The organism is Modicisalibacter ilicicola DSM 19980, from assembly GCF_900128925.1.
GTDB lineage: Bacteria > Pseudomonadota > Gammaproteobacteria > Pseudomonadales > Halomonadaceae > Modicisalibacter > Modicisalibacter ilicicola.
The window spans coordinates 169,232-194,547 of record NZ_FQUJ01000006.1 but is presented as its reverse complement, the minus strand read 5'-3'; the positions used below and the strand labels follow the sequence as shown (position 1 = coordinate 194,547).

At 56.8% G+C, this 25,316-nt stretch carries 22 protein-coding genes; 9 read left to right on the top strand and 13 right to left on the bottom strand.

All coding sequences use genetic code 11. The features are described from left to right. The first annotated feature begins 586 nt into the window (after window positions 1–586). Complete coding sequence (locus BUA41_RS08465; RefSeq protein ID WP_072821727.1) at window positions 587–1,777, top strand: tyrosine-type recombinase/integrase; 1,191 nt, start codon at window positions 587–589, stop codon at window positions 1,775–1,777. Window positions 1,778–1,876: 99 nt separating this feature from the next. Here the strand turns inward: BUA41_RS08465 and BUA41_RS08460 are convergent, their stop codons facing one another. The 13 genes from BUA41_RS08460 to BUA41_RS19230 all read right to left on the bottom strand — a co-directional run bounded on the left by BUA41_RS08460 (window position 1,877) and on the right by BUA41_RS19230 (window position 19,735). Beyond that, window positions 1,877–2,428, bottom strand: coding sequence for a hypothetical protein (locus tag BUA41_RS08460; protein ID WP_072821725.1), 552 nt, complete (start codon window positions 2,426–2,428; stop codon window positions 1,877–1,879). A 520-nt stretch (window positions 2,429–2,948) separates the two neighbouring features. Next, entirely contained in the window at window positions 2,949–3,098 is a 150-nt protein-coding gene (locus BUA41_RS19235; RefSeq protein WP_175546950.1) for a hypothetical protein, read from the bottom strand. Window positions 3,099–3,311: 213 nt separating this feature from the next. Continuing rightward, complete coding sequence (locus tag BUA41_RS08450; RefSeq protein ID WP_072821721.1) at window positions 3,312–3,641, bottom strand: hypothetical protein; 330 nt, start codon at window positions 3,639–3,641, stop codon at window positions 3,312–3,314. 24 nt (window positions 3,642–3,665) lie between these two features. Then, complete coding sequence (locus BUA41_RS08445) at window positions 3,666–4,637, bottom strand: restriction endonuclease (RefSeq protein ID WP_072821719.1); 972 nt, start codon at window positions 4,635–4,637, stop codon at window positions 3,666–3,668. 63 nt (window positions 4,638–4,700) lie between these two features. Then, window positions 4,701–7,748, bottom strand: coding sequence for a type III restriction-modification system endonuclease (locus BUA41_RS08440; protein WP_072821717.1), 3,048 nt, complete (start codon window positions 7,746–7,748; stop codon window positions 4,701–4,703). Then, on the bottom strand, window positions 7,748–9,637 hold the full coding sequence (locus BUA41_RS08435; RefSeq protein WP_072821715.1) for a site-specific DNA-methyltransferase: 1,890 nt from the start codon (window positions 9,635–9,637) through the stop codon (window positions 7,748–7,750). The genes BUA41_RS08440 and BUA41_RS08435 overlap by 1 nt, the downstream gene beginning before the upstream one ends. Before the next feature lie 34 nt (window positions 9,638–9,671). Further along, window positions 9,672–10,340, bottom strand: coding sequence for a DUF4391 domain-containing protein (locus tag BUA41_RS08430; protein ID WP_072821713.1), 669 nt, complete (start codon window positions 10,338–10,340; stop codon window positions 9,672–9,674). Further along, entirely contained in the window at window positions 10,337–13,702 is a 3,366-nt protein-coding gene (locus BUA41_RS08425; RefSeq protein WP_084671305.1) for a helicase-related protein, read from the bottom strand. Before BUA41_RS08425 ends, BUA41_RS08430 begins: the two co-directional genes overlap by 4 nt. A 269-nt stretch (window positions 13,703–13,971) precedes the next feature. Continuing rightward, complete coding sequence (locus BUA41_RS08420; RefSeq protein WP_139249089.1) at window positions 13,972–14,985, bottom strand: hypothetical protein; 1,014 nt, start codon at window positions 14,983–14,985, stop codon at window positions 13,972–13,974. 102 nt (window positions 14,986–15,087) lie between these two features. Next, a complete protein-coding gene (locus BUA41_RS08415; RefSeq protein WP_084671302.1) occupies window positions 15,088–16,551 on the bottom strand; it encodes a YfjI family protein in 1,464 nt (487 codons plus the stop codon). A 159-nt stretch (window positions 16,552–16,710) separates the two neighbouring features. Further along, a complete protein-coding gene (locus BUA41_RS19485) occupies window positions 16,711–16,842 on the bottom strand; it encodes a helix-turn-helix transcriptional regulator (protein ID WP_371829240.1) in 132 nt (43 codons plus the stop codon). 967 nt (window positions 16,843–17,809) lie between these two features. Continuing rightward, a complete protein-coding gene (locus BUA41_RS08405; RefSeq protein ID WP_072821705.1) occupies window positions 17,810–18,946 on the bottom strand; it encodes a YagK/YfjJ domain-containing protein in 1,137 nt (378 codons plus the stop codon). A gap of 474 nt (window positions 18,947–19,420) precedes the next feature. Then, window positions 19,421–19,735, bottom strand: a complete 315-nt coding sequence (locus BUA41_RS19230) for a hypothetical protein (protein WP_175546949.1) — start codon at window positions 19,733–19,735, stop codon at window positions 19,421–19,423. 145 nt (window positions 19,736–19,880) lie between these two features. On the opposite strand from BUA41_RS19230, the gene BUA41_RS08390 reads away from it, so the two are divergent. The 8 genes from BUA41_RS08390 (at window position 19,881) to BUA41_RS08360 (ending at window position 25,294) form a co-directional block, all read left to right on the top strand. Then, the gene (locus BUA41_RS08390) at window positions 19,881–20,849 is read left to right on the top strand and encodes a DUF932 domain-containing protein (RefSeq protein ID WP_072821699.1); all 969 of its coding nucleotides are present in this window, start codon (window positions 19,881–19,883) and stop codon (window positions 20,847–20,849) included. An 89-nt stretch (window positions 20,850–20,938) separates the two neighbouring features. Then, on the top strand, window positions 20,939–21,124 hold the full coding sequence (locus BUA41_RS08385) for a hypothetical protein (protein ID WP_072821697.1): 186 nt from the start codon (window positions 20,939–20,941) through the stop codon (window positions 21,122–21,124). Between the two features lie 11 nt (window positions 21,125–21,135). Beyond that, window positions 21,136–21,873, top strand: a complete 738-nt coding sequence (locus tag BUA41_RS08380; protein ID WP_072821695.1) for an ERF family protein — start codon at window positions 21,136–21,138, stop codon at window positions 21,871–21,873. A 60-nt stretch (window positions 21,874–21,933) separates the two neighbouring features. Further along, on the top strand, window positions 21,934–22,545 hold the full coding sequence (locus tag BUA41_RS08375) for a lambda exonuclease family protein (RefSeq protein WP_072821693.1): 612 nt from the start codon (window positions 21,934–21,936) through the stop codon (window positions 22,543–22,545). A gap of 11 nt (window positions 22,546–22,556) precedes the next feature. Continuing rightward, window positions 22,557–23,054: a RadC family protein gene (radC, locus tag BUA41_RS08370; RefSeq protein WP_072821691.1), complete on the top strand. Its 498-nt coding sequence runs from the start codon at window positions 22,557–22,559 to the stop codon at window positions 23,052–23,054. A 142-nt stretch (window positions 23,055–23,196) separates the two neighbouring features. Beyond that, window positions 23,197–23,361 (top strand): hypothetical protein, encoded by a 165-nt coding sequence (locus tag BUA41_RS19225; protein ID WP_175546948.1) that lies wholly within the window; start codon window positions 23,197–23,199, stop codon window positions 23,359–23,361. 200 nt (window positions 23,362–23,561) lie between these two features. Beyond that, on the top strand, window positions 23,562–24,002 hold the full coding sequence (locus tag BUA41_RS08365; protein WP_072821689.1) for a LexA family protein: 441 nt from the start codon (window positions 23,562–23,564) through the stop codon (window positions 24,000–24,002). After that, window positions 23,999–25,294: a Y-family DNA polymerase gene (locus BUA41_RS08360; protein ID WP_072821687.1), complete on the top strand. Its 1,296-nt coding sequence runs from the start codon at window positions 23,999–24,001 to the stop codon at window positions 25,292–25,294. Before BUA41_RS08365 ends, BUA41_RS08360 begins: the two co-directional genes overlap by 4 nt. Window positions 25,295–25,316: the final 22 nt, after the last annotated feature.

Genomic DNA, 25,316 nt, shown 5'->3' with positions numbered 1-25,316 from the left:
GGCTCGGCGAGCGCAGATGATAAACAAAAAGTTTCCTGGCAGCCTGCGATATGCTGGACGAATTGTCGCAACATGGGGAGAGCCCCGAGCTGGCAGCTTTCCAGCAGCATCTGGCTAATCCCGACTATGCGGGATGGGTTTGGGTAACGATTGAGGCCGAAACGACCTTTAACCCAAGGGAAGAAAACCGGCCATTAAGCCGGTTGATTCTAGATTCGTGGCGGGGTCGGGATGAACGGCTCGCTACGCGAGGCCGTTTGTCGGCGCTCGAAAAATCGAGCGCCTCGGTGCGAACCGGAGGGTTCTCATCTGCCTCCCCCTCACCGTGTCTTTTTCCAGCCATGAAAAAACCGGCCATTAAGCCGGTTGATTCCAGATTCGTGGCGGAGGGGGAGTCCGCATACATTGCATCCAGCAAGCTCCAGCTAAGACCACCAACATACTGATTATTTTGCATTATTCTCCTTTTTCTGTCCAGAGACGTCTAATTCAGTCACGTTGAAGCCAGCCCATGAGTGTGGGTCAAAGTGTGGGTCATGTTGTGGTAGGCTGCTATGCATCACGCAGCAGGGTAATGAGGGAGCGCATGGGCAAGCTCACCAGCAAGGCGGTTCAGAAGCTCGCAAAGGAAGGCAAGAAAGGCATGACCGGCGATGGTCAGGGGCTATACCTGCAGATCACCGCCGGCGGCTCGGTCAGCTGGATCTATCGCTTCAAGCTACAGGGCAAGCAGCGTTACATGGGGCTCGGCAGCTATCCGGACGTCAGCTTGGCTTTGGCACGTGAGCGTGCTGGGGATCACCGCAAACTGGTCAAGAACGGCCAAGACCCCATGGAAGTCAGCGTCGAGCAGGAGCAACCAGGCGAGACGACGCCCACCTTCACCAGCTGTGCCGCTCGCTACATCAAATCTCACCGCCGCAGCTGGCGGAACGCCAAGCACGCGCGGCAGTGGGTCAGCACGCTCAAGGCTTATGCCCGCCCGGTGATCGGTTCCATGCCGGTCGATGAGGTCACCACCCAGGACGTCCTGAAGATCTTGTCGCCGATCTGGACCAGCAAGACCGAGACGGCCAAGCGTGTGCAAGGCCGTATTGAGAACATTCTCGACTACGCCGCAGCGCACAGCTTCCGGGACCCCGTAAATCCTGCCCGCTGGCGTGGTCACCTCGACAAGCTGCTGGCCAAGCCGGCAAGGGTCAAGAAGGTGACACACCACCCCGCCATGCCCTACGAGGATGTCGCTAGCTTCATGGCCGAGCTTCAAGGCTTAGCCAGCATCTCCTCCAAGGCACTGCAATTCCTGATCTTCACAGCTACACGCACTTCAGAGGTCCTGCGCGCTGATTGGATGGAGATCGACCTCGACAATGAAACCTGGACGATCCCAGCTGACCGGATGAAGGCACGCCGCGAACACCGTGTGCCGCTGTCACGGCAAGCAGTGGAGCTGTTGGCCCAGCTGCCGAAGGTACAGGGCAATACACACGTATTCCCCGGCGCTCGCTATGGTCGCCCTCTCTCCAACATGGCCATGCTGCAGCTGATGCGCGGCATTGGGTATGGCGTCGGTGGCGAGCGTGGCGACTACGTACCCCACGGCTTCCGCTCGAGCTTTCGCGACTGGACGGGCGAAGTCACCAGCTATCCCCGCGATGTGGCCGAAATGGCGCTGGCTCACACCATCGAGAACAAGGTGGAGGCCGCCTATCGCCGAGGCGATTTGTTTGAGAAGCGCCGGGCGATGATGCAGGAATGGGCAGACTATATTGCCTGAACTAGCGACTCCAGCATTTGCTCTTCCCGCATGCAGGCAAATCATAGGGCTGCTCAAGCAACTTTGAGAAGCGAAGGACAAATTTTTCGGCATCGAGTGTTATTCGTCTGGATCGCTTGACTGGATAGAGAAGCTATTTATCCAGCGTTCTTTCTCGACGATGTGCTCGTGGATGTAGATATACCGCGCTGCCTTGGCACTCAGCACGGACAAGCAATCACTGATATAGCCTTCAGGCACTTGCATCCAAGCGTTCCAAGCAGCGGCGCGACGCTCACGCCTGAGCCTTGCCACTCCCTTCGGGCACTCAAAGACTGGCACAGGGTAGCCACGATACGTGCGGTACCGCGGAGAACCATGTGAGTCACGTTGCTGAATATCTTCCACTGTGTCCGTAAAGCCGGGGGGGCTTGGAGTCGCAATCAGCGTGAACACGAACTTCTCTCCCTTCCGTTCCTCGGGGTAAAAGCACTTTCCTCTCACTTCCAGCTCGGTACGGGCTTCCATCACGCGAGAATTGAGATCACTCCATAGAGGGTTCATTCTTAACCGATGATTTATCCCCAGCTCGACCTGAAAGTCGTACCCAGTCAACCAAAGGTAGAGGATATCGAAAGTATCCTGACGCTGACGTCGTGCCTTCCCCGACATTACACCACCCTCCTCGACTCCACTGGTGAAGCAGGTTCCCCCAAATCACCGTTATATCTCGGCAGCACAGGTGAGGCGGACCATGCGAGCGTCATGAGCAATAACAGAGCAGTGGGTCAGAAAGGAAGAAAAAGATTATCGTTGACGGCCCACCTCCGGTGAGATTCTAGCCAACCCTGGTATTGGTGGGCCCGAACGACATGCTTAACTAGTATGGCATTCCCGGCTGCAGTAGAAGCAGCCATTAGACTGCCTATAATGACTCCGCCGAGCCTCCGCGACCGCAGAGGCACAGTTTGAAAACTCTCCTAAATACCGCCGATTAGCCGTATCTGGGAGAAAACTGCACTCCAGCTTGTGCACTTCGTGATCTCCATTGGGTTGGGCGTTAGAATTCACGTAGTATCGTGCCATAAGGCTCTCCATATCAGCAGATTTGCTCAATTAGCGTAGACCATTTTAGCGAATCATGCTTAGTCATCGGAGAATGGGTCGTATTAGGTTAGGTGATGCGGCAGTCTCATGGATCTAATGGCGCATCCTCTCCGATCAGCACCGGTCGCTTGTTCTGCCAAACGACAACATAGTGGCCAAGCCGGCGCTTTCTCTCGATCTCTGCAACAGCTACTGCTCGAAGACAGTCCAGCATCTCCTTGGTTTCATATGTCATGGCGACCTCCCGCCCCTCAGCCAAAGAAATGTTGGAGAGAGGCGTGACTTGGCGTTCTTTTGACCTATTCTGATTATGCATCCGAGCTGGAACCCTCTGTTGTCATTTGTTTCATATCGCCAACTGGAGATATCGGAGCTGCTTGGATTCAATTTTTTAAAGATCAAAATAGTCCTGACCTTTACCCTGAATGCTATTTGATAGCTGGCTAAATTACTCCGCGAGCTGGCTGGCTTCCTCCGGCGTGACCCACTCCACTCTGAGCTTTTCCTTATTCAGCTTAACCACCCCTTGTGTAGCATTTGGCTGCTCATGCTGAGCACGGTAAACCAAGAGGGAGTCAAGCAACTCCATCAAGTGATACTTGAAACCTGAGTCGTTCAGGGACTTGTAGTGTCCCTCATCAAGGCACCAGGTCGCTTTTCCTAGCCGGCCATCGTCATCAGCGAAAAACACGACATAGCCGGCTGCCAAGCTTTCAGAAAGGTATGTCGATGCTAGTTGGTCTAGCCGACGCTGGTCGAACTCCGAATCATAGCCCATTAAATTCCCTCCAAAGCAATATTTTTAAAGCAGTACGGGGACATCGGATAGCCCAAGCCGACTTCGTGTGACAACCGACAAGTTTTGGCAATGTTCAAAGAGCCAATCGACAAAGTCAGCCCCATCCATTATCTGGATGTCATCTTTTTCCGCCAATGCCTTGGTGCTTTCCCCTGAGATCGCTGTCGTGATCAGCCAGCGCTGAGCGTCGTCCTCATCAATTGCGGCGAGTTGGCGGATGCCGTGAGCTCCAGTAGTACCCTGATGATGCTTTACTTGAATGAGGAGCTTGGTAGGATTGAACCGATCCTTCCGGTAAGCTTCAATGTCAGCATCTGCAATGCCTTCATAGTGCCTCTTACTAGGCCGGTGAACGTCATACCCTTCCAGCTTCAAGAGCTCCATCACCAGCATTTCCATTCCATTCCCGCCTCCAGAAAGGAAGGTGCTTCCTTCTCGGATACGCTCTAGCAGAGTTTTCTTGAAAGCTTCAATTGCTTCACTGTTCTCAGCTTCATGCTGGCTATTGATGTTGCTAAAACCACCAGATTCTAGCCGCGCATATAGAGTTTCCAGCTCGTCTGAAAACTCATCAAGTGATGCAACGGCCATCCGAATTTTCAATCGAGTTTCAAGAGCGGTAGAAAGATCGTCGCGAGGAATCCGTTTTATGGTCCCATCTGGACCTCGCAAGTATTTTGCACCAACCCGGTTTTCTCCATAGCCTACCTCTAATCCAAAGCTCTTCTCACCAGTGGCTCGGGCAAGCAGGATAGCGCGAGCGACGGGCACTACTATCAAGTCACCGGCACGAATATTAAAGAATCGCCGAATTTGGTTCCCCTTTCTACCCACCTCGATGACTTGGTCACGAAATGCTGTCATGAGAGATTCGGCAGAAGAGTGCTCAGAAAAATTCACTTGAGACCAGCCATATCCGGCTTGATCTATTTTTGCCAACTCAAGCGGGCTTCTGACCAATATCACTCTAGCCACACAACTTTCCTTGTCCCAACTTCGGCATAAAGCCAGGCCACAGCAGGGCCTGGCAACATTTATTTATCTTACTAGATTCATCAGCTTGTCATAGGAGTCCACAACATCATACTTCACCTTCGCCGTGGCGATGGTGTCGAAGAATTCCGTGGCGCACTTTATCTTGGCTTGCTCGATTTCACGTAGCTCTAGCGATGACATGCTGCCCTTGGTCTCGGCAACGAAGTAGACGTGCTTGACGTCGTTCTCATTGAAGGCGATGGCCCAGTCAGGGTTGTAGTTGCCCACTGGCGTCGGGATGAAGAAGCTCTTCGGTAGCTTGGCGTAGACCACTACCTCCTTGCCGGTATCGAGCTCTTCAACGAATTCCCGCTCGATCTTGGAGTCGGTCACTACGTAGTCATAGACGTGGCGGTTGGCCTTGTAGGCTCGATCCAGCTGGTTCTCCGGCTTCTCGATGGTGAAGATTTCCCGGCTGTGCTGCTCGTTGATGGGGTCGTAGCTGATGTGCTCGACCACCATGCTGGCCTTCTGCTCGTTAATCAGCCTGGCAGCCTGGGCCATAAAGTCCTCGGGGTTCATCTGGTACTGCTTGAAGGTCTTCGGCTGAACCTTGGAGAGAATCACCGCCACGGTACGCCGCGTCAGCTGCGTGGCCTCGGCCAGGCGGCCGATCAGGTCGTACTGGACCGCCGAGTGAAGCGAACCATCATGCTTGACACGCTCGCTCTCGTTGACGGTGAAGGCCTGCCCGCTAGTCATGTCCTGGTAACTGGCTTCGGCCTTCTGCGTGCCACGCTCCACCTGATACTCCAGGCGCTTTACGCTGAGCTTCAGGTCCAGATAGCCCACGCATTTCTCGATCAGCTCGTTCGAGTCGAAGCTGACCGAGTAGGCCGCCTTGCGGTTGATGCGCTCCCAGAGCTCTTGAAATTCCTTCTTGTGAAAGTTGTCGTTGAGCGGGTTCAGCTTGGCCTTTCGGCCGTCCTCGATGTGCGGCAGCTGGGCGTTGCTGAAGACGCTGTCGATCAGCTGGAAGACCTGCTGTGCATGGGGCTGCAGCGCCTCCGGCAGCTCGGCCAGGGTGCCGTCCTCCTTGGCTTGGTGGTAAGCCTCGGTGATATGGTCGGCGTTATCCGTGTAGTCGTTCTTGAGCAGGTAGCGGTAGATCTCCTTGGCCATGGCGGGCGTGACCTCAACCTCGCCATCATCCGACACGAGCAGCTTGCCGGTGAAGTAGGACTCGTCTGCGACCCGTGGGCGCTCAGAGAGGTCATTGCTGATGTCGCGCTGCAAGGCGGTGACAAAATCCTTGTAGCTCTCGCTGGCGACCACCGTCAGCTCGTTAATGTCGTGCACCGTCATGGGATCGTCCATGCGGTCACCCAGCTGGTTGACTGCCAGGCGCAGACCGCGCCCCACCTCCTGGCGCCGGGAGATGGTGTTATCGCTGTGCTTCAGCGTACAGATGACGAACACGTTGGGGTTGTCCCAGCCCTCCCGCAGCGCGGAGTGGGAGAAGATGAAGCGCGTGGGCTCTTCGAAGGACAGCAGGCGTTCCTTGTCCTTCAGGATCAGGTCGTAGGCATCGACATCGTCCGTCTCGTTCGAGCGTGCCTTGGTCTTGGGGTCGACGAGGCGCTTGGACTTCTTGTCGATGGAGAAGTAGCCGTTGTGGGTGTCCGAGGCGCTGATGCCCTTCAGGTAACGGTTGTACTCGCTGTTTTCCAGGGTCAGCACCTGGTTGAGCTGGTGGTTGTACTCCTCCTCGAAGATACGGGCGTACTCGCCCAGCACCTCACCGCTCTCATCGTACTGGCGGTACTTAGCCACCTCGTCGATGAAGAACAGGGTGAGCACCTTGACCCCCTGGGAGAACAGCAGCTGCTCCTTCTTGAAATGCGCCTTGACCGCCTCGCGGATCTGGATCTGGCGCAGCGCCTTCTCGGTGACGTCGACGGTTACCTCCCCGGCGGTGAGCTCGACGCCGTTGGTGAAGCTGAGCTGATCGACCCGAGCGTCGATATCCGAGACGACGAATCCCTTGTACTGGTCCAGCCCATCCGACAGCTCATGCAGGTTGTCGCCCTTGCCCAGCTTGCGGCGCTTGCGCTTCACGCCGCTGGCCGACTTCTCCTCGTACTCGACCCAGGCCACAGGAGGCTTGTTCTTGGCCGTCTCGATATTCTCCAGGTAGAGGTAGGCATCGGTGCCGGTGAGGCCCTTGGTGGTGACACCATGCACCGAGATCTTCTTCACCAGCTTCTGGTTGTAGGCGTCCAGGGCGTCCAGGCGGTGAATCTTGTTGTAGGTCGTCTTGTGGGTCGCCGAGTAGCGCACGATGAACAGCGGGTTGAACTCGCTCAGTGAGCTGAGCGTCTTGCCCCCTTCCATCTTCTGCGGCTCGTCGAGGAACAGGATCGGCCGGTTGGCCTTGATCACGTCGATGGGGCGGCGCGACTGGAAGTCGTCCAACTCATCGTAGATACGGCGGTTATCGGCGCCACGGGAGTTGAAGGCCTGCACGTTGATGACCATCACGCTGATGCCAGCATCCGAGGAGAAGCTCTCCAGGTTGTGCAGCTGCTTCGAGTTGTAGATGAAGAAGCGCGCCTTCTCCCCGTAGCTCTCCAGGAAGTGGTCGGCGGTGATCTGCAGCGATTTGTACACACCCTCGCGGATGGCGATGCTGGGCACCACCACGATGAACTTGCTCCAGCCGTAGCGCTGCTTCAGCTCGAACATGCTCTTGAGGTAGACGTAGGTCTTACCGGTGCCGGTCTCCATCTCCACGTCCAGATTGTAGGGGCAGCCGGTCTTGTCATCCTTTTTCAAGCCGTCGGAGAGCGGCAGGTTCTGGCGGCGCTGCACGGTCCGGATGTTGTTCAGCAGCTCAAGCTCCGTCAGCTCCAGCGCGGCGTTCTTGAAACCGGCGTCGTCGGGGTCAGGTGAGGCGTACATATCCCGCTGCAACGGCTGCGCCAGGGGCGCGGCCTCGCCCGGATCGATACGGTAGCGGATACCGCTACTAAAGGGCTGGCCGGCAAAGCAGTCCGCCAGCGCCTCAACTGCCCGTGTCTGATATTCCTGCGTCTTGAACTGGAGCTTCATCAGATCACCTTGACGTCGGTATTGGGCGACTTCTGGGCGAAGATCTGCTCGACGTTGATCTTGACGCTGTCGCTGGCAAAGCCGGCATCACGGAATACCACGCGCAACGGCTCGTACTTGGCGAGCTGCTTGACGAATGCCTCGTCGATATCCAGGTCGAAGCAGGCGGCCAGGGCCATATGCTTCTCGTCTCCATCGACGAAGAAGACGGTTTTTCCATCAAGCTCCTGGCGGGAGATGGGAAGCGAAAGATCTACCCCCCAGTCCAGAAGGACCTGGAAGAGAAGGTCTTCGGGAAAAACATCATCACGAACATTGTCGACCATTCCTTTAAGAGATTCTTGTAAAACCTCTCCCGGCTCATAGTAGACACTTTTCATATTTGACGGTCCAACTTTTAGCACTCTTACGCCAAAATCAATCCCATGGCTTGTACTCAAGCCAGATGACAACTCCCTTCCAGCTCGCTTAATCCTATCTAAAGCCACCTCTGAAATAGTTCTGTAGCCATTCTTGTAGGCATCACTATTTTCAGAGCATGGCTCATCAAGCTGAACAAGAATAAATTTACGCTCACCCGAGTCTGATTTATTCAGCCTCATCAATGCATGAGCTGTAGTTGCCGAACCGCCAAAAAAATCTAAAACCACATCATCTTTATCTGTAGACACCCTTAAGGCAATCTCTAAAAGATCAATCGGCTTCGGGGTATCAAAAACCGACTTACCATCAAACAATTTTTTCAGATAGTTCTTTGCCTGCTCATTAGTTGCAGCATCTTGAGCAAACCAAATAGATTCAGGAGTAAGCCCCCTTTCCTTATCATTTAGATAAGTTTTAATCCTCGGAACCCCATTCCCCTCCTTACCAAACCACAGCCTACCTTCTTCTTCCGCTTTTTTCATAACCTCTTCTGTATAAAGCCAGCAACGTCCACTTTCGAGCTCATGCCTTGTCCCATTTGGGGCAACAAAAGTATAAAACTGGCTCTTCGTACCATGGCCAGCTTGTGCCGTAGCAGGGTCCGACTTCCATGGACCACGAGGGTCATTATCTGGATTTTTATAATTCGCAAGTGCCTTTTCACTCATTGGCAGCTGTTTGAGGACACGACCACCATGACTAACATTCTTACAATAGCAAACTAAATAATCGTGCCTTGAAGAAACAACCTTTCTGTTCTCTCTGTTAGTCCTTTTCTCCCAGACGAAATTTGCAACGAGATTCTCTTCACCAAAAACCTCATCACAAATCTTTATTAGATTCGCCAGCTCATTATCGTCAATAGAGATGAATATCAACCCGTCATCACGCAGCAAATTTCTTGCGAGCCTGATTCTCCCATACATCATCGATAGCCAGTCAGAGTGACGACGCCCATTACTTTCAGGATTTGCGACTAACTTCCCCTGTGCCTCGCCAACTTGATTAGACGACAAAAGATAGTCTTCGACAGAAGAGGAGAAGTCATCTCGATAAACAAAGTCATTGCCAGTGTTGTATGGAGGATCAATATAGATCATCTTTACTTTGGCAAGGTAAGTTTCCTGAAGAAGCTTCAGGGCCTCTAGATTATCTCCCTCGATAAACAGGTTCTTGGTGGTATCGAAGTCCACGCTCTCTTCGCGACAGGGGCGCAGCGTCTTGGCAATCGGAGCATTGGCCGCAAGGAGGGCTTCCCGCTTGCCGGGCCAGTTGAGGTGGTAGCGTTCCTGAGGACCGTCGACGATATGGTCAGAGAGCTCCTGGCGCAGCTGGTCGAAGTCGATGGCTTGTTTCATCCGCCCCTGCTCATCCCGCGCTTCGGTGACGCAGCTGGGGAACAGCTCGGCCAACTTGTCGATGTTGGCCTCGGTCAGGTTAGGAGAGTGCATTTTCAGCTTGTCCATGGTGTCGCGTGTCTCCGGACCTCTGCGGTCGTGATCAGGTGTCATAGTCGGCAATTTTTTCGCGGATCGAGCGCAGCTCGGCGTTGATCTCGACCTTGCGGTTGAACTGTTTCGTGTTGCGCAGGCGCTTCTCGAGGGTGGCTGCGTCCTTCTTGAGGGCGTCCAAGGCCCTCAAGCGCTCCAGCTGGTCCGGCAAGGCTTCGCCCTGTCGAGCCGGCGCTGGAAGCAGGCTACGCAGCAGCTGCTGGTAGAGCTGCTTCAGGTCGATGGCCGTGGGAAGCGGCTGCCGGGGCGACTCGGCTGGCAGCCAGTCGCTGCTGGCGTAGTGGTCATCCAGTACCCATTTGCTGGGGTCAGCCTGGCTGGGCCGCTTGTAGGCGGCGCTGACACGGATGCCGCGAGCGCCGTGCAGCTCGAACAGGATCGGGAAGGGAATGGCGCGGTCGATGGCCTGAAGCACGTCTCGATGCAGGTCCCCGCCCTTGAGAGTGACCACGAAGACCTGTAGTTCGGGCACGTCGTGGGTACCAGGCAGGTTGAGCGTGTTATGGGCCAGCTTGGCATGCCAGGTGATCTGGGCGACGTCGTCCCGCAGGCGGTCCCTGAGCTTGGTAGTGGACCGCACATGCGCCAGGATGCGCTGCTTAGCGACCACACGACCGAGCACGGTCTTGGCAGGGTACTGGTAGAGCGGTGCCGTCATGATTCTTTCTTGCTTTCCCTGCTGGCCGTATGGTGCTCCGTGCCCATGTCGATGGTCGAGCCCGCGTCACGAATGACGATGAAGGCAACCAGCTCGAAGTCGTCGAGCCCTTCGATGGTATCGACCAGTGCCGTGGTCTCGCCACCGCTGAACAGGCTATCGATGTCCCTATCCTCCTTCACCTCGATCATTGAGCGGATGGCCTGATCCAGTAACGCAGAATAGGCCCGCATCTCCCGGCCATCGTGGGTTTCCTCGTTGAAGGCGCGATAGACGGCTTCGACGGGCTCGCCCAGCCCCTTGCACGCAGTGCGGGCCAGGTCGAGCAGGCGCTTGACCTCGGTGTAGTCGCTGATCACTTCGCCGGTATGGCTGATGTAGACCAGGTAGAAGGGATGCAGGCGGTTCTGCTGCTGCAGGCCACTCCCTTGGTGCCCTACATGCTGATTGAGATTGCGCAGGGTGAAGATGACCCCGGGCTGCAGGCCCCTCTCGGGGCGGGCTGGCACCACGGTATGCAGCCCATTGGGAATACGGCTCAGGTCGCCGTTCTCCTTCATATAGCCCAGCAGGTCCATGCGGAATTCATTCAGGCCCAGGTCGGTGATCGACACGCCGGACTTGAGGTCTTCCATCTCCACCACTTCATCCTGCAGGCGGCGCAGCTGCTCGCGACGGTAGGCGACGTCGTTGGACTGGGCATTGAGCACGTTATCGTCGCCGGTGGCGGTGACGTCGGCGATCACCATGCGGTTCTCGACGCGCTCCTTGAGGTTGATGTACTCGTCCAGGCTGATGTCCGGCCAGTAGTTGACCAGCTGGATGCTGGCGTTGGGCGAGCCGATGCGGTCGATGCGCCCGAAGCGCTGGATGATACGCACCGGGTTCCAGTGGATGTCGTAGTTGATCAGGTAGTCGCAGTCCTGCAGGTTCTGCCCTTCCGAGATGCAATCCGTCCCGATCAGGATGTCCAGCTCGCGGGGCTCACCGGGGTATACCACGGCCTTGCTTTTGGCCTGTGGGGCGAACAGCGTCAGCAGGCCTTGGAAGTCGTAGTGCTGGCGACTGTTGGGCATGGCCCCGATGGTGGATTTTGGGGCATCGCTGCCGGTTACCAGGCCGGTGTGCACGCCCTGGCTCTCCAGCAGAGCAGGCGCCAGGTTGTCGTAGAGGTACTTGGCGGTATCTGCGAAGGCGGTGAAGATCATCACCTTCCGATTGCCCTGATTGATCGGTGAGGCCAGCTTGCTGGCGATCTGCGTCTTGAGGTGCTGCAGCTTGGCATCGTCGGCTGGGGTGACCTTGGCCATTTCCTCCAGCAGCAGTTCGATCCAAACCAGGTCGGTGCTCAGGTCATGCTCCCAAGAGGGCAGGTCCATGTCCTCCAGGCTGATCTTGACCTTCTTGCCCACCGTGGTATCGCCCGGCATGGGAATGCTGTCGTCGTCGGGGTCGGCGTCTTCGAAGGACGCAGTGATATCCGCGAAGCTGTCAGAGCGCCCGGTCTGCTTGAAGGCCGCGATCTTATCCAAAATGGTCTGGTAGCTATCCTGTAGCCCTTCCAGGGTCAGGCGAAACGCCGCCACCGAGCTCTCTAGGCGCTTGAGCAGGTTGGTCGTCATCAGGGCCTGCAGGCTCTTCTCCCGGTCCACCTGCTTGAAGCTGGATCTCCCGCTGTACACTTCGGTGTCGTACATTTCCTCGTACTTCTTGAGGCGGCTGGGCAGGATGTAGCTGATCGGAGCGTAGACGGAGAGCTTGAGCTGGGAGAGCTGCTGGAAGATCTCGTTGAAGCCGATCACGTCGGCCCGGTGAGTAAGCGGGCAGTGAAACGAGAGCGGCTTGCGTCGCTCCGGGAAGCTGCCGATATCGCTGGTGTCGTAGAAGGTTTCGATATGCCGACGTGAGCGGGCGATGGTGACGCTGTCCAACAGCTCGAAGAAGTCGAAGTCCAGTGCCTGCAGGATGGCGCCCGTGGTGCGCTTCTCCGGCGGGAGGGCCGACCACTCATTGAAGGTGGCCTGGGCGCGACGGAAAATGCCCTCGATGTCCTTGGCGCCGCTGAGATGGCGAGTCAGGTTCTCGGTTTCGCCTTCGTAGGCCAGGGCCAGCTGGTTCTTCAGGTCGGTGAAGCGGTTGTTGACCGGCGTTGCCGAGAGCATCAGCACCTTGGTCTTCACCCCAGCACGGATCACCTGGTTCATCAGCTTCTGGTAGCGGGTCTCGCGATCCTTGTAGACGTCGTTGTTGCGGAAGTTGTGCGACTCGTCGATCACCACCAGGTCGTAGTTGCCCCAGTTGACGCGATCCAGCGGCATGCCGAAGGATTCGCCGCGGGTGCGCTGCAGGTCGGTATGGCAGAGCACGTCATAGTTCAGGCGGTCCTGGGCCAGCACATTGGTGGTCAGGTTGCGGTTGTAGGTCAGCCAGTTGTCGGCGAGCTTCTTGGGACACAGTACCAGCACGGAGCGGTTGCGCAGCTCGTAGTACTTGATGACCGCCAGAGCTGTGAAGGTCTTCCCGAGCCCTACGCTGTCGGCCAGGATGCAGCCATTGTAGGTCTCCAGCTTGTTGATGACCCCGGTGGCCGCGTCGCGCTGGAAGTTGAAGAGCTTCTGCCAGATGACGCTGTCCTGGTAGCCGGTGCGGTCGTTGGGCAGCACGTCCTCGCTGATGTCTTCCAGGAACTCGTGGAAGATGTGGTAGAGCATCAGGAAGTAGATCCGCTCCGGCGGGTTTTCCCGGTAGACCGAGGCGATATGCTCGCGCAGCCGTTCAGTGACATCCTCGAGCTTCTCCTCGTCCTGCCACAGCTGGTCGAAGAGGGCCATGAACTGAGAGGTGTGGGCAGGCTCTCTGAAACGGGTAACGAAGTTGGAGACCGCATTGCCCTGCTGGTAGCCCAAATCCACCGCCGTGAAGCCTTGTAGCGGCATATAGACCGTATCGCCGCCTGAGGCTGCAACGCCGGCAAAGGGCTGCATGGCCGCCTGGCCACGGTTGGATCGAAAGCGGGCCTTGCGGCGCATCCAATCGGCGCACTCACGAGCAATGGCCCGCTGGGTCAGCTTGTTCTTGAGCTGGATCTCGAACTCGCTGCCGTGGACGCTTCGCTCGCGCTCCGCCTTGGGGATGTGGAACTCGCGGTGCTCCTTGCGGAACTTATCGCTGGCCTGGTCCGGGACGAAGGTGGGCGAGGTGAAGATGAATTCGACCGAGTCCAACGCCTCCAGCTCCTCCTTCAGCGCCTCGTAGGCGAAAATTGAGAAGCTGGAGGCCGCGATCTTGAGCCGGGCACCGGGCTGCAGGGTATCCTTCAGGTCGTCGCCGAGCAGCCGGCTGACGTTGTCGACGATTTCCATAGAGCAGCTCCCTTGCGATTCCCTAGCCGCCTCTGCGGGCGGTTCCATCATTCTGATTGGGCAATACCCCCAAGAGTATATCAAGGAGGCGGCATGGCAGCCTCAATGAGAAAGTGCAACATTTGTTCCATCCTGCATTGCGCCGCCATGGCTCACCGCTATTGCCACCTTTTTGCTGAAGACCGAGCCCTTATCATTCAGATGCGAGCCAGCCACTCGCCACATGAAAGGGCGCGTAAACACGTAAAGCAAAAGCGGGAGCTTAATTATCAACTCCTTCCCCTAAACGGGGTTCTTTTAACAATACCGGAAATCGCATAGCCCAGTTTTTGTGTAACTTTACCCGCCTTACCTAACTCAGGCACCAGGGTTTTCTCTTGCGCATAAAGCCGATCACGCTCGTACTTCCTCTTCGCAGCAACATCTACCATCACCATAAGTTTTGTAGCTTTCGACTGGTTACGCCGCAAATCCTCTTCGCTTACACCAAACAGAGTTAAATCGTATAAACAATTGTTATCCGGATCGATTATTTCACATGCTTTTTCCACTGAATACTTTGGCGCCACACCATCGCCCCAACGCTCTTCGAACCACTTCGCAATGGTATTTTTACCTTCTCCTTTTTTCCATTCTTCCTCTATCTCTTCCAATACACCGTTGCTATAAAAATGTTCGAAAGCAATATTTAAATCTATTAAAAGCTGTGTTGACCAAGGCCCAGCCTCGTACTCAGAAACGCTGTCCTTCTCGGGGAAGAAACGTTCCCAGTGAATCTCCAACCCATCAACCTCGCTCTTTAGAAAGAAAACTCTTTCTTCCCCCAGCTCTATCCCCTTCTGGCTCAAGCTGCCACCAGTAAAGATGAACTCATTCTCATCATATGCCTTCCAAGAAAAAACATCACCACCTCTTTCACACACAGCACTCACGGGGCAATCAATAGAGACCTCTTTGCTGTAAAGATTAATACGAGCCGCCTTTAATGGTTTCTTTGCATATAGCGATCCCGTCGACACCACACCTACAGCATCTTCATCACATAGCGTGAAAGCATTATACTCAGAAAGGTCCAGCCTCAATGGGTCTTCCTGACCAACACCAGAGCAGCGCCCCCTACAATCTTCTTTTAACCGAAAACCCAAAGAAACTTTTCCGTAAGGGCAAACAATCACTGTCAATCCTTTCGAAGACACTGACTCAAGCAGCATCTTTTTTGTGACAGCAAAGTCCCTCATCACCTCACTTAATGAAAGGCACACATCTTGTCGACTAGAAAACATCTCAACCCCACAACCAAAAACATCCTCTCTAACAATTGTAACCCAAAAAATCTGAAAACAAAATAAATCCGAGCCCTAGAGGGCTCGGACACAACTAATTCATCACCTCGCGGAGTTACAAAGCCACAGGTCATTGCGCGGCCAGTTTGGAAAAAGGTCAACTATTTCTTTTTTTCCAAAGAACTCTCTCCCAATCTCTCCATTGTTCATCATCATATCCAATATCAGACCCAGCTTAGAAGATTTTCTTAGCCTATTGGGCCCATACTGCCTGATATGATTTTTTTGGATATATCTTACGTTTTGATTTCGCTTATCGTTCATCCAAGCTTGAAGAGCCATATAGTCCTCCTGCTCTTCAGAAGAAGATTTGAAAAGGCGAACAAACTGGTCAGAAAACCAAAAGCATACCATGATGGCTCGCTCTAGCTCATCTAGGGAGACCTCTCCTTCCAAACCACTGTCCGCACAATGTAGCAACACTGCCACCCTAGCGATATTATCCGCTAGCTTCGATGCGTGATCACCACACTTCTCGAACGTTCCACCTGGAAAAATCTCCCTCTCAATAGCATTGGCAATCACAAACCAACGCTCTTTAGCAGATAAAGAAAAAGCTATTTTCTTACGTTCACCGCCGCGCCCCTCGCTTGCATCGACGTTTCTGTCTAAATAATAATCGACAAAATCATTATAAACCTCTGACGAACTATCAGAGATAGCCTCAACGGGACGAGTGCCTTGTGTCGAAGCTGGAAAACAAATCATCGTCCTGGCAAAGAAACCTATGCCACGCGCACTTTCACCTTTCTGTGAAACAAATCGACGCATGACACTCGGCTGAACCTGAACATACATGGTTAACCTTGGCTGTATAACGAAGCTCTCCGTTGTTTTTCTATCAACACGTATAGAATCTCCACTCCAAAGACTGTTCCATACGGAGAGCTTTTGAGATGCCCGCCCCGTAAAGAAATGCTCACCTTCGCTAGAGCGCAGTATAGCCGACTTCACCCCATTTTTATAAAAATAACTCAGCGCAGCTTCTGGGGTTGCATCAGACAACGTTTTAAAAGGAAGCAGAGAAGGACACGCAGGCTTGCTCTTCTCATGATCGTATAATTTTTTAACAGCCTCCTCATTCTCCTCAGCATCAAATTTCGAGCACTCTTTAATTAGCCTCCTCTTTCGCTCCTTCCAAACTGACAGTTCAACTTCATACTCCGTCATCAAAGCTTCCCTTTCCACCTCAATTTCCAGCTCTCTCTCCTCTATCCGATCAAAAAAGAACTTCTCTATAGCTGTCTTCCTCTCTCCTGACTCTGCTACGCCAATAAAAAAAACCACAGGAGGAACGATTTCCCCATTTGGCTTTTCCACATCAACCAAGTTTTGCACCATGTACGACATGGCCGAAAGAGCACCTTGCACTACTAATGCTCGCGGAGCTTTAGTTGCCATGCCTGCTTGATAAACTCGATCATTAAGAGCACCCTGAAAAAGGTCTACAGGGCAATCATCTAATACAGGAGGAAAGACCCCACGGTTTACGGAAGGCAGCATCATACTAGGACCTCGGTCACGAAGAATTTTTCCTTTCGCATGGGGGTGAGAGTCAACCGCTCATGGTTGACTAAAAGCTTTCTTGACTAACTCAAGAAAACACGCTCACCCCAAAGCTATACCCAAATTTTTAAAGAGCGAATCATCCAAAAACCTTTTACCTTATTCCCTCTGTTGCCTTCTCTTTTCAAGCCATGCCAATACTTCACTTTTATCCCAGCCAACAGCGGAAGCTCCCAAGCGTATCTGCTTTGGAAAATCAGGATCGTATCGCTCTGAGCTTTCATTCAACATTTCGTAAATCTTGGATCTAGACAGGCCAATGAATGTTGCCAGCTGTCTCATACGCAGAATCAAGGGTTCATTCGTCGGTGCCATGCTGTTACCTCCAACATATCTAGCCTTCACGGTCATCCACATCGAAGTGGAATGCCATGAAGGCTAGCGCACATAACCAACTGAATCACCGAGACTTTTTCGTCACACTCTCGAGTGACGAAAGACAACGAAAGAAATTTATTGACAAGCCCAAGGTTCCATGATCTCAACCGAGAACCACCTGAAGGGGCAGCGAGAGGGCATATCGACCGGCTATTGCGCTACTTGTAGCGGCGTATAGCAGAGAATGAGGGCTATAGCTGCATCACCAAAGAACAAGGAACGAACAAAGCTGCTACTGTCAACCCCAATATTTCTGTCACTGCGCCAGGTCTCTGTGCCTTTCCCAGCTGGTCACGATTTTTCACAGTGATACTCATCGACCCAGCGCTCCAACAGGCTTTGACCTGGCCCACGCGGATAGCGACGCCCTTGCAGCCACTCTTCCAGCGTTCGGCAGGGAACGCCCAGCTCGTCGGCCATCTGGGCTTGAGTGATCCTACGTTGTTTGCGCAGGGCCGCCGCATCTCGCAGTAGGCGTCGAAGGGGCTCTTGGCGTTCAAGCTTGGCCAGACGAGCGGTATCGTCCGCTGAGTAGACAGAAGGATCGAGTCGACTTGATCCTGTTTGCCTGCTGCTGGATGGGTGAGGGGTGCCTGTATCAAGAACTTCTGGCCAGCCAGGGATAGTGTGCATACGTTTCTCTCTACGAAAGGAGGTGCGAGGGCCCGCCGTGACGGGCCAGGTGATCGGTTAGAGATCGGATGAGCAACCAGGTGCAACGTCACCGAAATGTCTCTCTTTGGCCTGCGGAGGCCTGATTTCCCGGGTTTTTCCCGTTAGTGCGGGGGTGGTGCACATCATTGGCCGTCGGGCCACCCGCTCAGAATGGCAGCGACGAGAAGGCGCTTTCGGATTCACGGGGACGACCGAGGCTAGGCCCTCCAGATAGCTGCGATACAGCACTGCTCTGAAAGAGCCTTCCCTGAACCGCCATCACCGCATAGTCGTCTACCTTGGTCTGATAGCGGGCGATGTGATCCAGCCCTTCCTTCTTCGTGTGATCGTGGTACCAGATCTTCCCCACAGCGCTGTGCTTGTATGAATTGGGTCTGCTGTTGCAGTTGTAGTAGACCCCCTGACTACCGGTGATTGATCGAGACCAGAGCTCGCCAATCTGCTGAGCCAGCTTGATGTCCTCTCTGACCTGGTGACCGTCGAAGAAGAACAGCCAGTGGTAGTGGAAGCCCTTTTTGGGTCGCCACTCGAGTTTCCATGAGTAACCGACCAGATGCTCAAATAGGCTACTGTCGTGGAAGCGCCGACAGAGAGTTTCGCGGTGATGCCGCGCAGTATCGTAGTTAATACCAGGGCCATCCATCTCGCTGTAGGCGAGGTCCAGGCGAATCACCTGGAGGCAGCTGTAACGGCTGAACAGCGAATGGATCACATTCCACAGCCGCTTGTAGTTGTTCTGGCTATTGCGCTGGTTACGGCGGCATTCGTAGGCGAAGTCCGGCTTACTCAGGGCGTGGTACCAGGCCCCCAGACGCTGGTTGAGCTCCATGACTACCTCTTCAGCATCGTCTCTACTCATGGTGGGCGGGCAATAAAACGCGGCTTCATGCAGATAAGCGCAGCTGGCGAAGGCTCTCAGGAAGCGATCAGCGTAGGGGCTTGGCCGGTAGTGTTGGCCAATCTCCGTTTCCTGGAATAGCGCGACCAGCACGGCGTAGACAGTGGTCAGCGTTTCCAGTACCGGGTCAGGCGCGAGCCTTACCCACCCGCTGCCAAATGCATCAGGCTGGATCAGCTGTTCGCCATTCAGCACGTGACGGGTCTTGGACAATTCCTTCAGGTGACCATCCGCACTGATCAGGTCCATCAGCCAGTCATGGCCAGGCGATGTGACCGTGTCCTGCCCCCAAGCGTTGGTCATTGGGTGATTGCCGCCTATGCCATGGACCAGGTCCAGCATGGCGTCATCGGTTAAAGCGTCGGGGTCGATCTCTAGGTACATGAGGAAGGCTCCAAGCAAGTGGGTCGTGAGTGTTCTGCTCGTAGCATCCCCTTGATATGTAAAAAGTTACGTCAATGAGTGGGCTATGACGATAACGGGCCTCACTCTCTACAAGATCGCTTGGTAATCTCTTCCAGCCTGGAAGGTGACTTGGCTTCGCCGTCACCTCCTCTGCAGATGACCTAATAGGAATACCCCTTTCACACCAATAACATATACTCCCAAAGGGCCGCCTCCCCCCTCACCAAGGCCTTCAGGGGAAATCGATACCGAACGAACAAGGAATGCAGGGCATCGTCTCCCAAGCCGCTGAAAAAGTTAGTGTCACTGATAGTGGGTTTCCAGCCGTTACGCCGAGACGTCCACTGGATACGATTCAACCAATTTTCAGCCCTGTACTACCTCCTTGAAGCCATCGATGGATGGCTTCGATTCCCGTTCTTTCCCTGCTTAGGAGGCAGTGCAATGCCGATGTCATGTCCCAGCTGCGGCGCGTCTCGGATCGTGTCGCGCCATCATGGTCGGAAGGTAGGTGGCACCACGGGTGCCGTGGCCGGCACCGCCAGTGGCGCGGCCGGCGCCTGGAGTGGTGCCGAGGCCGGCGCGTTGGTTGGCGCAGTAGGCGGCCCGGTAGGAATCGCCGTCGGCAGCATCGCCGGGGCAGTATTCGGTGGGTTGGTCGGTGGTACGGCGGGTGGCGTCGCCGGGGCCCGTCTGGGCAGCGAGCTTGATAGCCAGGTGCTCGACAATCTCGAGTGCCGTGCCTGCGGCCACACCTTTCGTCCTCATGTTGATTGATCCCTGACGGTCTGTCTCACGAGTCCATCGCTGCGCGGCGATGACCCCACGATTTTCTCTCTACAAGTTCACGGTCGGCCTGCTTCCTTGGGGAGCGGGCTGTTATGCCGTGCGCGACTCACAAGGAGCTTTCCCCATGGCACACCTGATCGAACAAATGGCCTACGTCAGCGATACCCCCTGGCATGGCCTGGGCCAGCAGCTATCCCGTCACCAGCCGCTGGAGGTCTGGCGGCAGCAAGCCGGCATGGACTGGCACATCGAGGAATCCCCAGTGCGCTTCATCACCGATGGGGCCGGCCATCTGGGCAGCATCCACTCCTTCCCGGAGCAGAAGGTGCTCTATCGCTCCGACACCCGGGCCCCGCTGTCGGTGGTCTCTCAGCGCTACAAGGTGGTCCAGCCGGAGGAGGTCCTGGAGTTCTACCGGGACCTCACGGAATACGCGGGTTATGAGCTCGAGACGGCAGGCGTGCTCAAGGGTGGTCGAAAGTTCTGGGCACTGGCCCGCAGCGGCCTGGGCGGGGCCTTGAAGGGCCAGGACCAGGTCAACGACTACCTGCTGCTGGCCACCTCCTGCGACGGCTCCCTGGCCACCGTCGCTACCCCGACCTCCGTGCGTGTGGTCTGCAACAACACCCTGACCATCGCCGTGGACGGTACTTCGCAGGGCGTGAAGGTGCCCCACAGCACCGAGTTCCGCCCTCAGCTGGTCAAGCAGCAGTTGGGGATCTCCGTGTCCCAGTGGGACGACTTCATGTACCGCCTGAAGACCCTGGCCGAGCGGAAGGTCAGCCAGGAGGAAGCGAGGACCTACTTCCAGTCGGTGATCTGTAACGCCGAGGCGCCGCTGGAAGACCCCTCCAAGTTGCCCAACGTTCGCGCCCTCAATCGTGTCCAGAAGCTCTATCAGGGCGAGGGGCGCGGCTCCCAGCTGTGCACGGCGCAAGGCACCGCCTGGGGGCTGCTCAACGCGGTCACCGAGTACGTGGATCACGAGAAGCGTGCCCGCAGCAACGACTACCGTCTGGACTCCGCCTGGTTCGGCCAGGGCGCCGGCATCAAGGACAAGGCGTTGGAGTCAGCCCTTGCGCTGGTGGCCTGAACGGCGTCCTGCGTTTTCCCCCTGTTTTCCCTCATCACGGCATAGCGCCCGGCCCTCAAGGCCGGGCGTTGCTGTTTCTGGAGGTATCGATGCAATCGCCCATGACACTCGAGATTTGCCACGCCCTGACTCAACTGACCCGTCAGCTGCTGGAGGCTGACGAGCACGCGACCGAGACCCACGTGCTGGCCAAGGGTCAGGTCTATCGCGTGGCCGTATCCCTGGAGCCGGTCCCGACCGAGGAGCTCCCTGACGTCATCCAACGCTATCGATAACGGAGGCCACCATGGCAACCCCCATTCATCCCAAGACCGCCGAGCAGGCACCGATCGCTCAAGCCACCCAGGACAGCACCGCGATCATCCAGGTGATCGAGCGGGCCGCCCTCAACCCCGAGGTCGATATCGACAAGATGGAGCGCCTGCTGCAAATGCAGGAGCGGGTGCTCGACCGCCAGGCGCTGATGGCCTATAGCGCCGCCATGGCGGCCATGCAGACCGAGCTGCCGAGCATCGCCGAGCGTGGCAAGACCAACAACGGCCACTACGCCACCCTGGAAGACATCGTCGACACCGTCAGGCCGATCATGAAGAAGCATGGCTTCGCGGTGAGCTTCCGTATCCAGACCCAGGAGCGGGGCATCCAGGTGACCGGTGTGCTGATGCACAAAGACGGCCACCGCGAGGAGACCAGCATGCTGTTGCCGGCCGATACCAGCGGCAGCAAGAACGCCGTCCAGGCGTTCGGCTCCTCCACCAGCTACGGCAAGCGCTACGTGCTGTGTGCCCTGCTCAACATCACCACCCGCGGCCAGGACGACAACGGTCACGCCGCCGCCCCGGTCAAGCTGGTCACCCCCTTCCAGGCCGGACAGATCCGGCAGCTGATCGCCGCCTGTCCCCCGGCGACTCAGGAATGGTTCGTCGGCAAATACAGCGACGCCGAGCAGGTGCCCCGTAGCGACTTCGACAAGCTGCGTGCCTCCCTGCAGAAGCGGGCGCAGCCCAACCATCAACATCACTGACCGGCCAGCGAGGGGAGGTCCCTCGCTGGTCTATACCATGTTATCGAGAAGGAGATCGTCATGCAGATCCTGACACTGGAACAGGGCACGCCCGCATGGCATGCCGCCCGGCTCGGCATCGTCACCATGTCCGAGCTGAAGACCCTGCTGGTCAAGGGCAAGGGGCCAGGGGGCTTCGGTACCGGTGCGATGAGCTACATGCATCAGCTGATCGGCGAGCGCATCACCGGCGAGCCCTCCGATACCTTCCAGGGCAATGCTCATACCCAGCGCGGGCATGAGCTGGAGCCAGTGGCCCGGGAGCTCTATCACGAGGCCGCCGGCCTGCCCCAGCTGGAGCAGGTCGGCATCATCCTCAATCATGGGGTGGGCTATTCGCCGGATTGCCTGGTGGGCAGCAACGGCCTCGTCGAGATCAAGACCAAGCTGCCCAAGTACCAGATCGAGCTATTGCTGGCCGACGAGCTGCCCCAGGAGCACGTCGCTCAGTGCCAAGGCGGGCTATGGGTCAGCGAGCGGGAGTGGATCGACTTCGTCAGCTACTGGCCGGGCATGCCGCTGTTCGTGAAGCGTGCCTATCGTGACGAGGCGCTGATCCGCACCATCGCCGAGCGCGTCGAGGCTTTCCACGAGGAGCTGGAGCGCCGCATGGCCATGGTCATGGCGGCCTGAGGAGCAACACCATGAACCACCGCAAGCTGAGTGCCGGCGAGACCGCCGGCACCTATCGCATCACCGACACGGTGACTGAATCGGAGCTCTTAAACATCGCCAAGGCATTCGCTCGTCGCCGACTGGCCAAAGGACGCAAGATCACCCAGCCAGCTCTCGCGTTCGAGTACCTGCAGGTGCTGCTGCAGGACTACGAGCACGAGGTCTTCAGCGCCCTGTTCCTCGACAGCCAGCACCGTGTGATCAGCTTCGAGGAGCTGTTCCGCGGTACCATCGACTCGGCCAGCGTCTACCCGCGTGAAGTAGTCAAACGGGCCCTGGCCTGCAACGCTGCCGCGGTGATCCTGGTTCACAACCACCCTTCGGGCGACCCCGAACCCAGTGATGCCGACCGACGCATCACCCAGCGGCTGAAGGAAGCGCTGGGACTGATGGAGATTCGCGTCATTGATCATTTGGTGATCGGCCTGGATGCCTGCGTGTCGTTTGCCGAGCAAGACCTTGTGTAAAGTGCATACGTTAAGCCCCTCCCTGATGGAGGGGCTAGATGCTCAACAAATATTTTTTTATTAGAAAACTTGAATTTTCCGGCTTTTGCCCCAACGACTCGCACCTCAACTAAAACATTTCCTTTGTTAGGAGGCATACGCAATGGCCACGATCCACCCAGACGTATGGCAAGAAGCCAAGAGAGCATTGGGGTTAGCAGAAATTCCTGACGACGAGCTGACAGTTGATCTGATTAAATTGATTGAAGATTATATTAAGGAAAACTACGATAAAGATGTATACATTGATGAAGATGACAGTGTCTAGTGTCGTCTCAAAGGGTGCTGGATATCTATCCAGTACCCGATAAACATTTCTTCCTGCCAATTCGTGATCCTGCCACCAGCCGCGCCATACCGGACCCGGCCGCCTGCGCCCCCGGCGTGTTGTTCATATTAGCGTTTGCCTAAAGGTGTGCTGTTGTCGAATACTGTATAAACGAACAGTCTTTGACAAGAGGCACCGCCATGCGCGATCCCGAGATCCGCCATCCGCACCCGGCACCGCCGTACCGCGCCCTGCCCCATCCGCTGGCCACCATCCGCGCTGGCATCTCCGGCTTCCCCTCGCCGGCGGAGGACTACGTCGGCCGCACACTCGACCTCAACGAGCGGCTGGTGAAGCGCCCCGCCGCAACGTTCTTCATGACCGTCACCGGCGACAGCATGGTCGAGTTCGGCATCCAGGACGGCGACACCCTGGTGGTGGACCGCTCGATCGACGCCCGCCCCGGGCACATCGTCGTCGCCCTGGTCGACGGCGAGGTGATCGTGAAGCGCTACGAGATGATCGGGAAGCGGCCCTACCTGTGCTCCGGCAACAGCCAGTACGCGCCGATCCCGCTCGCCAACCTCGACTGCCAGGTATGGGGCGTGGTCCGCTCGGTCATCCACGAGTACGCCGTATGATCGGGCTGGTGGACTGCAACAACTTCTACGTCAGCTGCGAGCGCGTCTTCCAGCCGCGGCTCGAGGGCCTGCCGGTGGGCGTGATGTCCAACAACGACGGCTGCGTGATCGCCCGCTCCAACGAGCTCAAGGCCCTGGGCGTCGAGATGGGCACCCCGGCCTTCGAGCTGCAGCAGTGGGTCAACCAGGGCCGCATCCATCTGCTCTCGTCCAACTACGAGCTCTATGGCGACATGAGCGCCCGGGTGCGCGAGGTCCTCGAGGAGTTCTCCGCCGGCGTCGAGCCCTACTCCATCGACGAGATGTTCGTGAGATTCGACGGCTTCGACACGGCCACCACCCAGGCCCTGGCGCGCACGCTCTACCGCAACGTGCGCCAGTTCACCGGCATCCCCGTCTGCGTGGGCGTGGCGCCCACCCGCACCCTGGCCAAGCTGGCCAACCGCGCTGCCAAGAAGCTGCCCGAATTCCAGGGCGTGTGCGTGATGCACGCCGACGGTGACGACACCCGCCGCCTGCTCGAGCGCACCGCCCTGGGCGACGTCTGGGGCGTCGGCCGCCGGCTGGTCGAGCGGCTGGCCATCCAGGGCATCGAGACCGCCTGGGATCTCCGCCTGGCCGATCCCAAGACCATTCGCCGGCGCTACTCCGTCACCCTCGAGCGCACCGTGCGCGAGCTCCAGGGCACGCCCTGCATCGAGCTCAACGACGACAGCGAGCCCCGCCAGCGCATCATGACCTCGCGCTCCTTCGGCCGCCTGACAGGCGAGCTGGGCGAGCTACAGGACGCCATCCGCCAGCACGCCCAGCGCGGTGCCGAGAAGCTCCGCCAGCAGGACAGTCACGCCCGCGCCGTGCTGGTGTTCCTCAAGACCAACCGCCACCGGCCCGACCTGCCCCAGTACTCGCCCAGCGTGGTCGTCGAACTGCCAGAGCCGACCGACGACAGCCGGCCGATCCTGGCCGCCGCCCAGCAGGGGCTCGAGGTGATCTATCGCCGCGGGTATCGCTTCATGAAGGCCGGCGTGATGCTGCTCGATCTGGTAGATGTCAACCGCGAGCAACTCTCGCTGCTCGACACACCCGAGCGAGAAGCCCAGCGCGAGCGCGACCACAAGCTGATGACCACCCTGGACGAGCTCAATGGGAAGATGGGCAAGGGCACAGTGCGCCTGGGCGTGCCGCGAAAGAACGCCGCCTGGCATCTGCGCTGCGCGCACCGCACGCCGCGGTGGACAACACAGTGGAGCGAGCTACCAAACGCACAGGCGGGATATAAAAAACCCCGATGAATCATCGGGGTTAAAGGGAAGA

Coding starts and splice junctions, on each gene's coding strand:
- BUA41_RS08460 (WP_072821725.1), bottom strand. CDS start 2,428: ATGTCGGGGAAGGCACGACGTCAGCGTCAGGATACTTTCGATATCCTC.
- BUA41_RS08435 (WP_072821715.1), bottom strand. CDS start 9,637: ATGGACAAGCTGAAAATGCACTCTCCTAACCTGACCGAGGCCAACATC.
- BUA41_RS08465 (WP_072821727.1), top strand. CDS start 587: ATGGGCAAGCTCACCAGCAAGGCGGTTCAGAAGCTCGCAAAGGAAGGC.
- radC (WP_072821691.1), top strand. CDS start 22,557: ATGAACCACCGCAAGCTGAGTGCCGGCGAGACCGCCGGCACCTATCGC.
- BUA41_RS08365 (WP_072821689.1), top strand. CDS start 23,562: ATGCGCGATCCCGAGATCCGCCATCCGCACCCGGCACCGCCGTACCGC.
- BUA41_RS08440 (WP_072821717.1), bottom strand. CDS start 7,748: ATGAAGCTCCAGTTCAAGACGCAGGAATATCAGACACGGGCAGTTGAG.
- BUA41_RS08390 (WP_072821699.1), top strand. CDS start 19,881: ATGGCACACCTGATCGAACAAATGGCCTACGTCAGCGATACCCCCTGG.
- BUA41_RS08425 (WP_084671305.1), bottom strand. CDS start 13,702: ATGGAAATCGTCGACAACGTCAGCCGGCTGCTCGGCGACGACCTGAAG.
- BUA41_RS08360 (WP_072821687.1), top strand. CDS start 23,999: ATGATCGGGCTGGTGGACTGCAACAACTTCTACGTCAGCTGCGAGCGC.
- BUA41_RS08415 (WP_084671302.1), bottom strand. CDS start 16,551: ATGATGCTGCCTTCCGTAAACCGTGGGGTCTTTCCTCCTGTATTAGAT.
- BUA41_RS08420 (WP_139249089.1), bottom strand. CDS start 14,985: ATGTTTTCTAGTCGACAAGATGTGTGCCTTTCATTAAGTGAGGTGATG.
- BUA41_RS08385 (WP_072821697.1), top strand. CDS start 20,939: ATGCAATCGCCCATGACACTCGAGATTTGCCACGCCCTGACTCAACTG.
- BUA41_RS08380 (WP_072821695.1), top strand. CDS start 21,136: ATGGCAACCCCCATTCATCCCAAGACCGCCGAGCAGGCACCGATCGCT.
- BUA41_RS08405 (WP_072821705.1), bottom strand. CDS start 18,946: ATGTACCTAGAGATCGACCCCGACGCTTTAACCGATGACGCCATGCTG.
- BUA41_RS08430 (WP_072821713.1), bottom strand. CDS start 10,340: ATGACGGCACCGCTCTACCAGTACCCTGCCAAGACCGTGCTCGGTCGT.
- BUA41_RS19230 (WP_175546949.1), bottom strand. CDS start 19,735: ATGAGGACGAAAGGTGTGGCCGCAGGCACGGCACTCGAGATTGTCGAG.
- BUA41_RS19235 (WP_175546950.1), bottom strand. CDS start 3,098: ATGACATATGAAACCAAGGAGATGCTGGACTGTCTTCGAGCAGTAGCT.
- BUA41_RS08375 (WP_072821693.1), top strand. CDS start 21,934: ATGCAGATCCTGACACTGGAACAGGGCACGCCCGCATGGCATGCCGCC.
- BUA41_RS19225 (WP_175546948.1), top strand. CDS start 23,197: ATGGCCACGATCCACCCAGACGTATGGCAAGAAGCCAAGAGAGCATTG.
- BUA41_RS08450 (WP_072821721.1), bottom strand. CDS start 3,641: ATGGGCTATGATTCGGAGTTCGACCAGCGTCGGCTAGACCAACTAGCA.
- BUA41_RS19485 (WP_371829240.1), bottom strand. CDS start 16,842: ATGTTGAATGAAAGCTCAGAGCGATACGATCCTGATTTTCCAAAGCAG.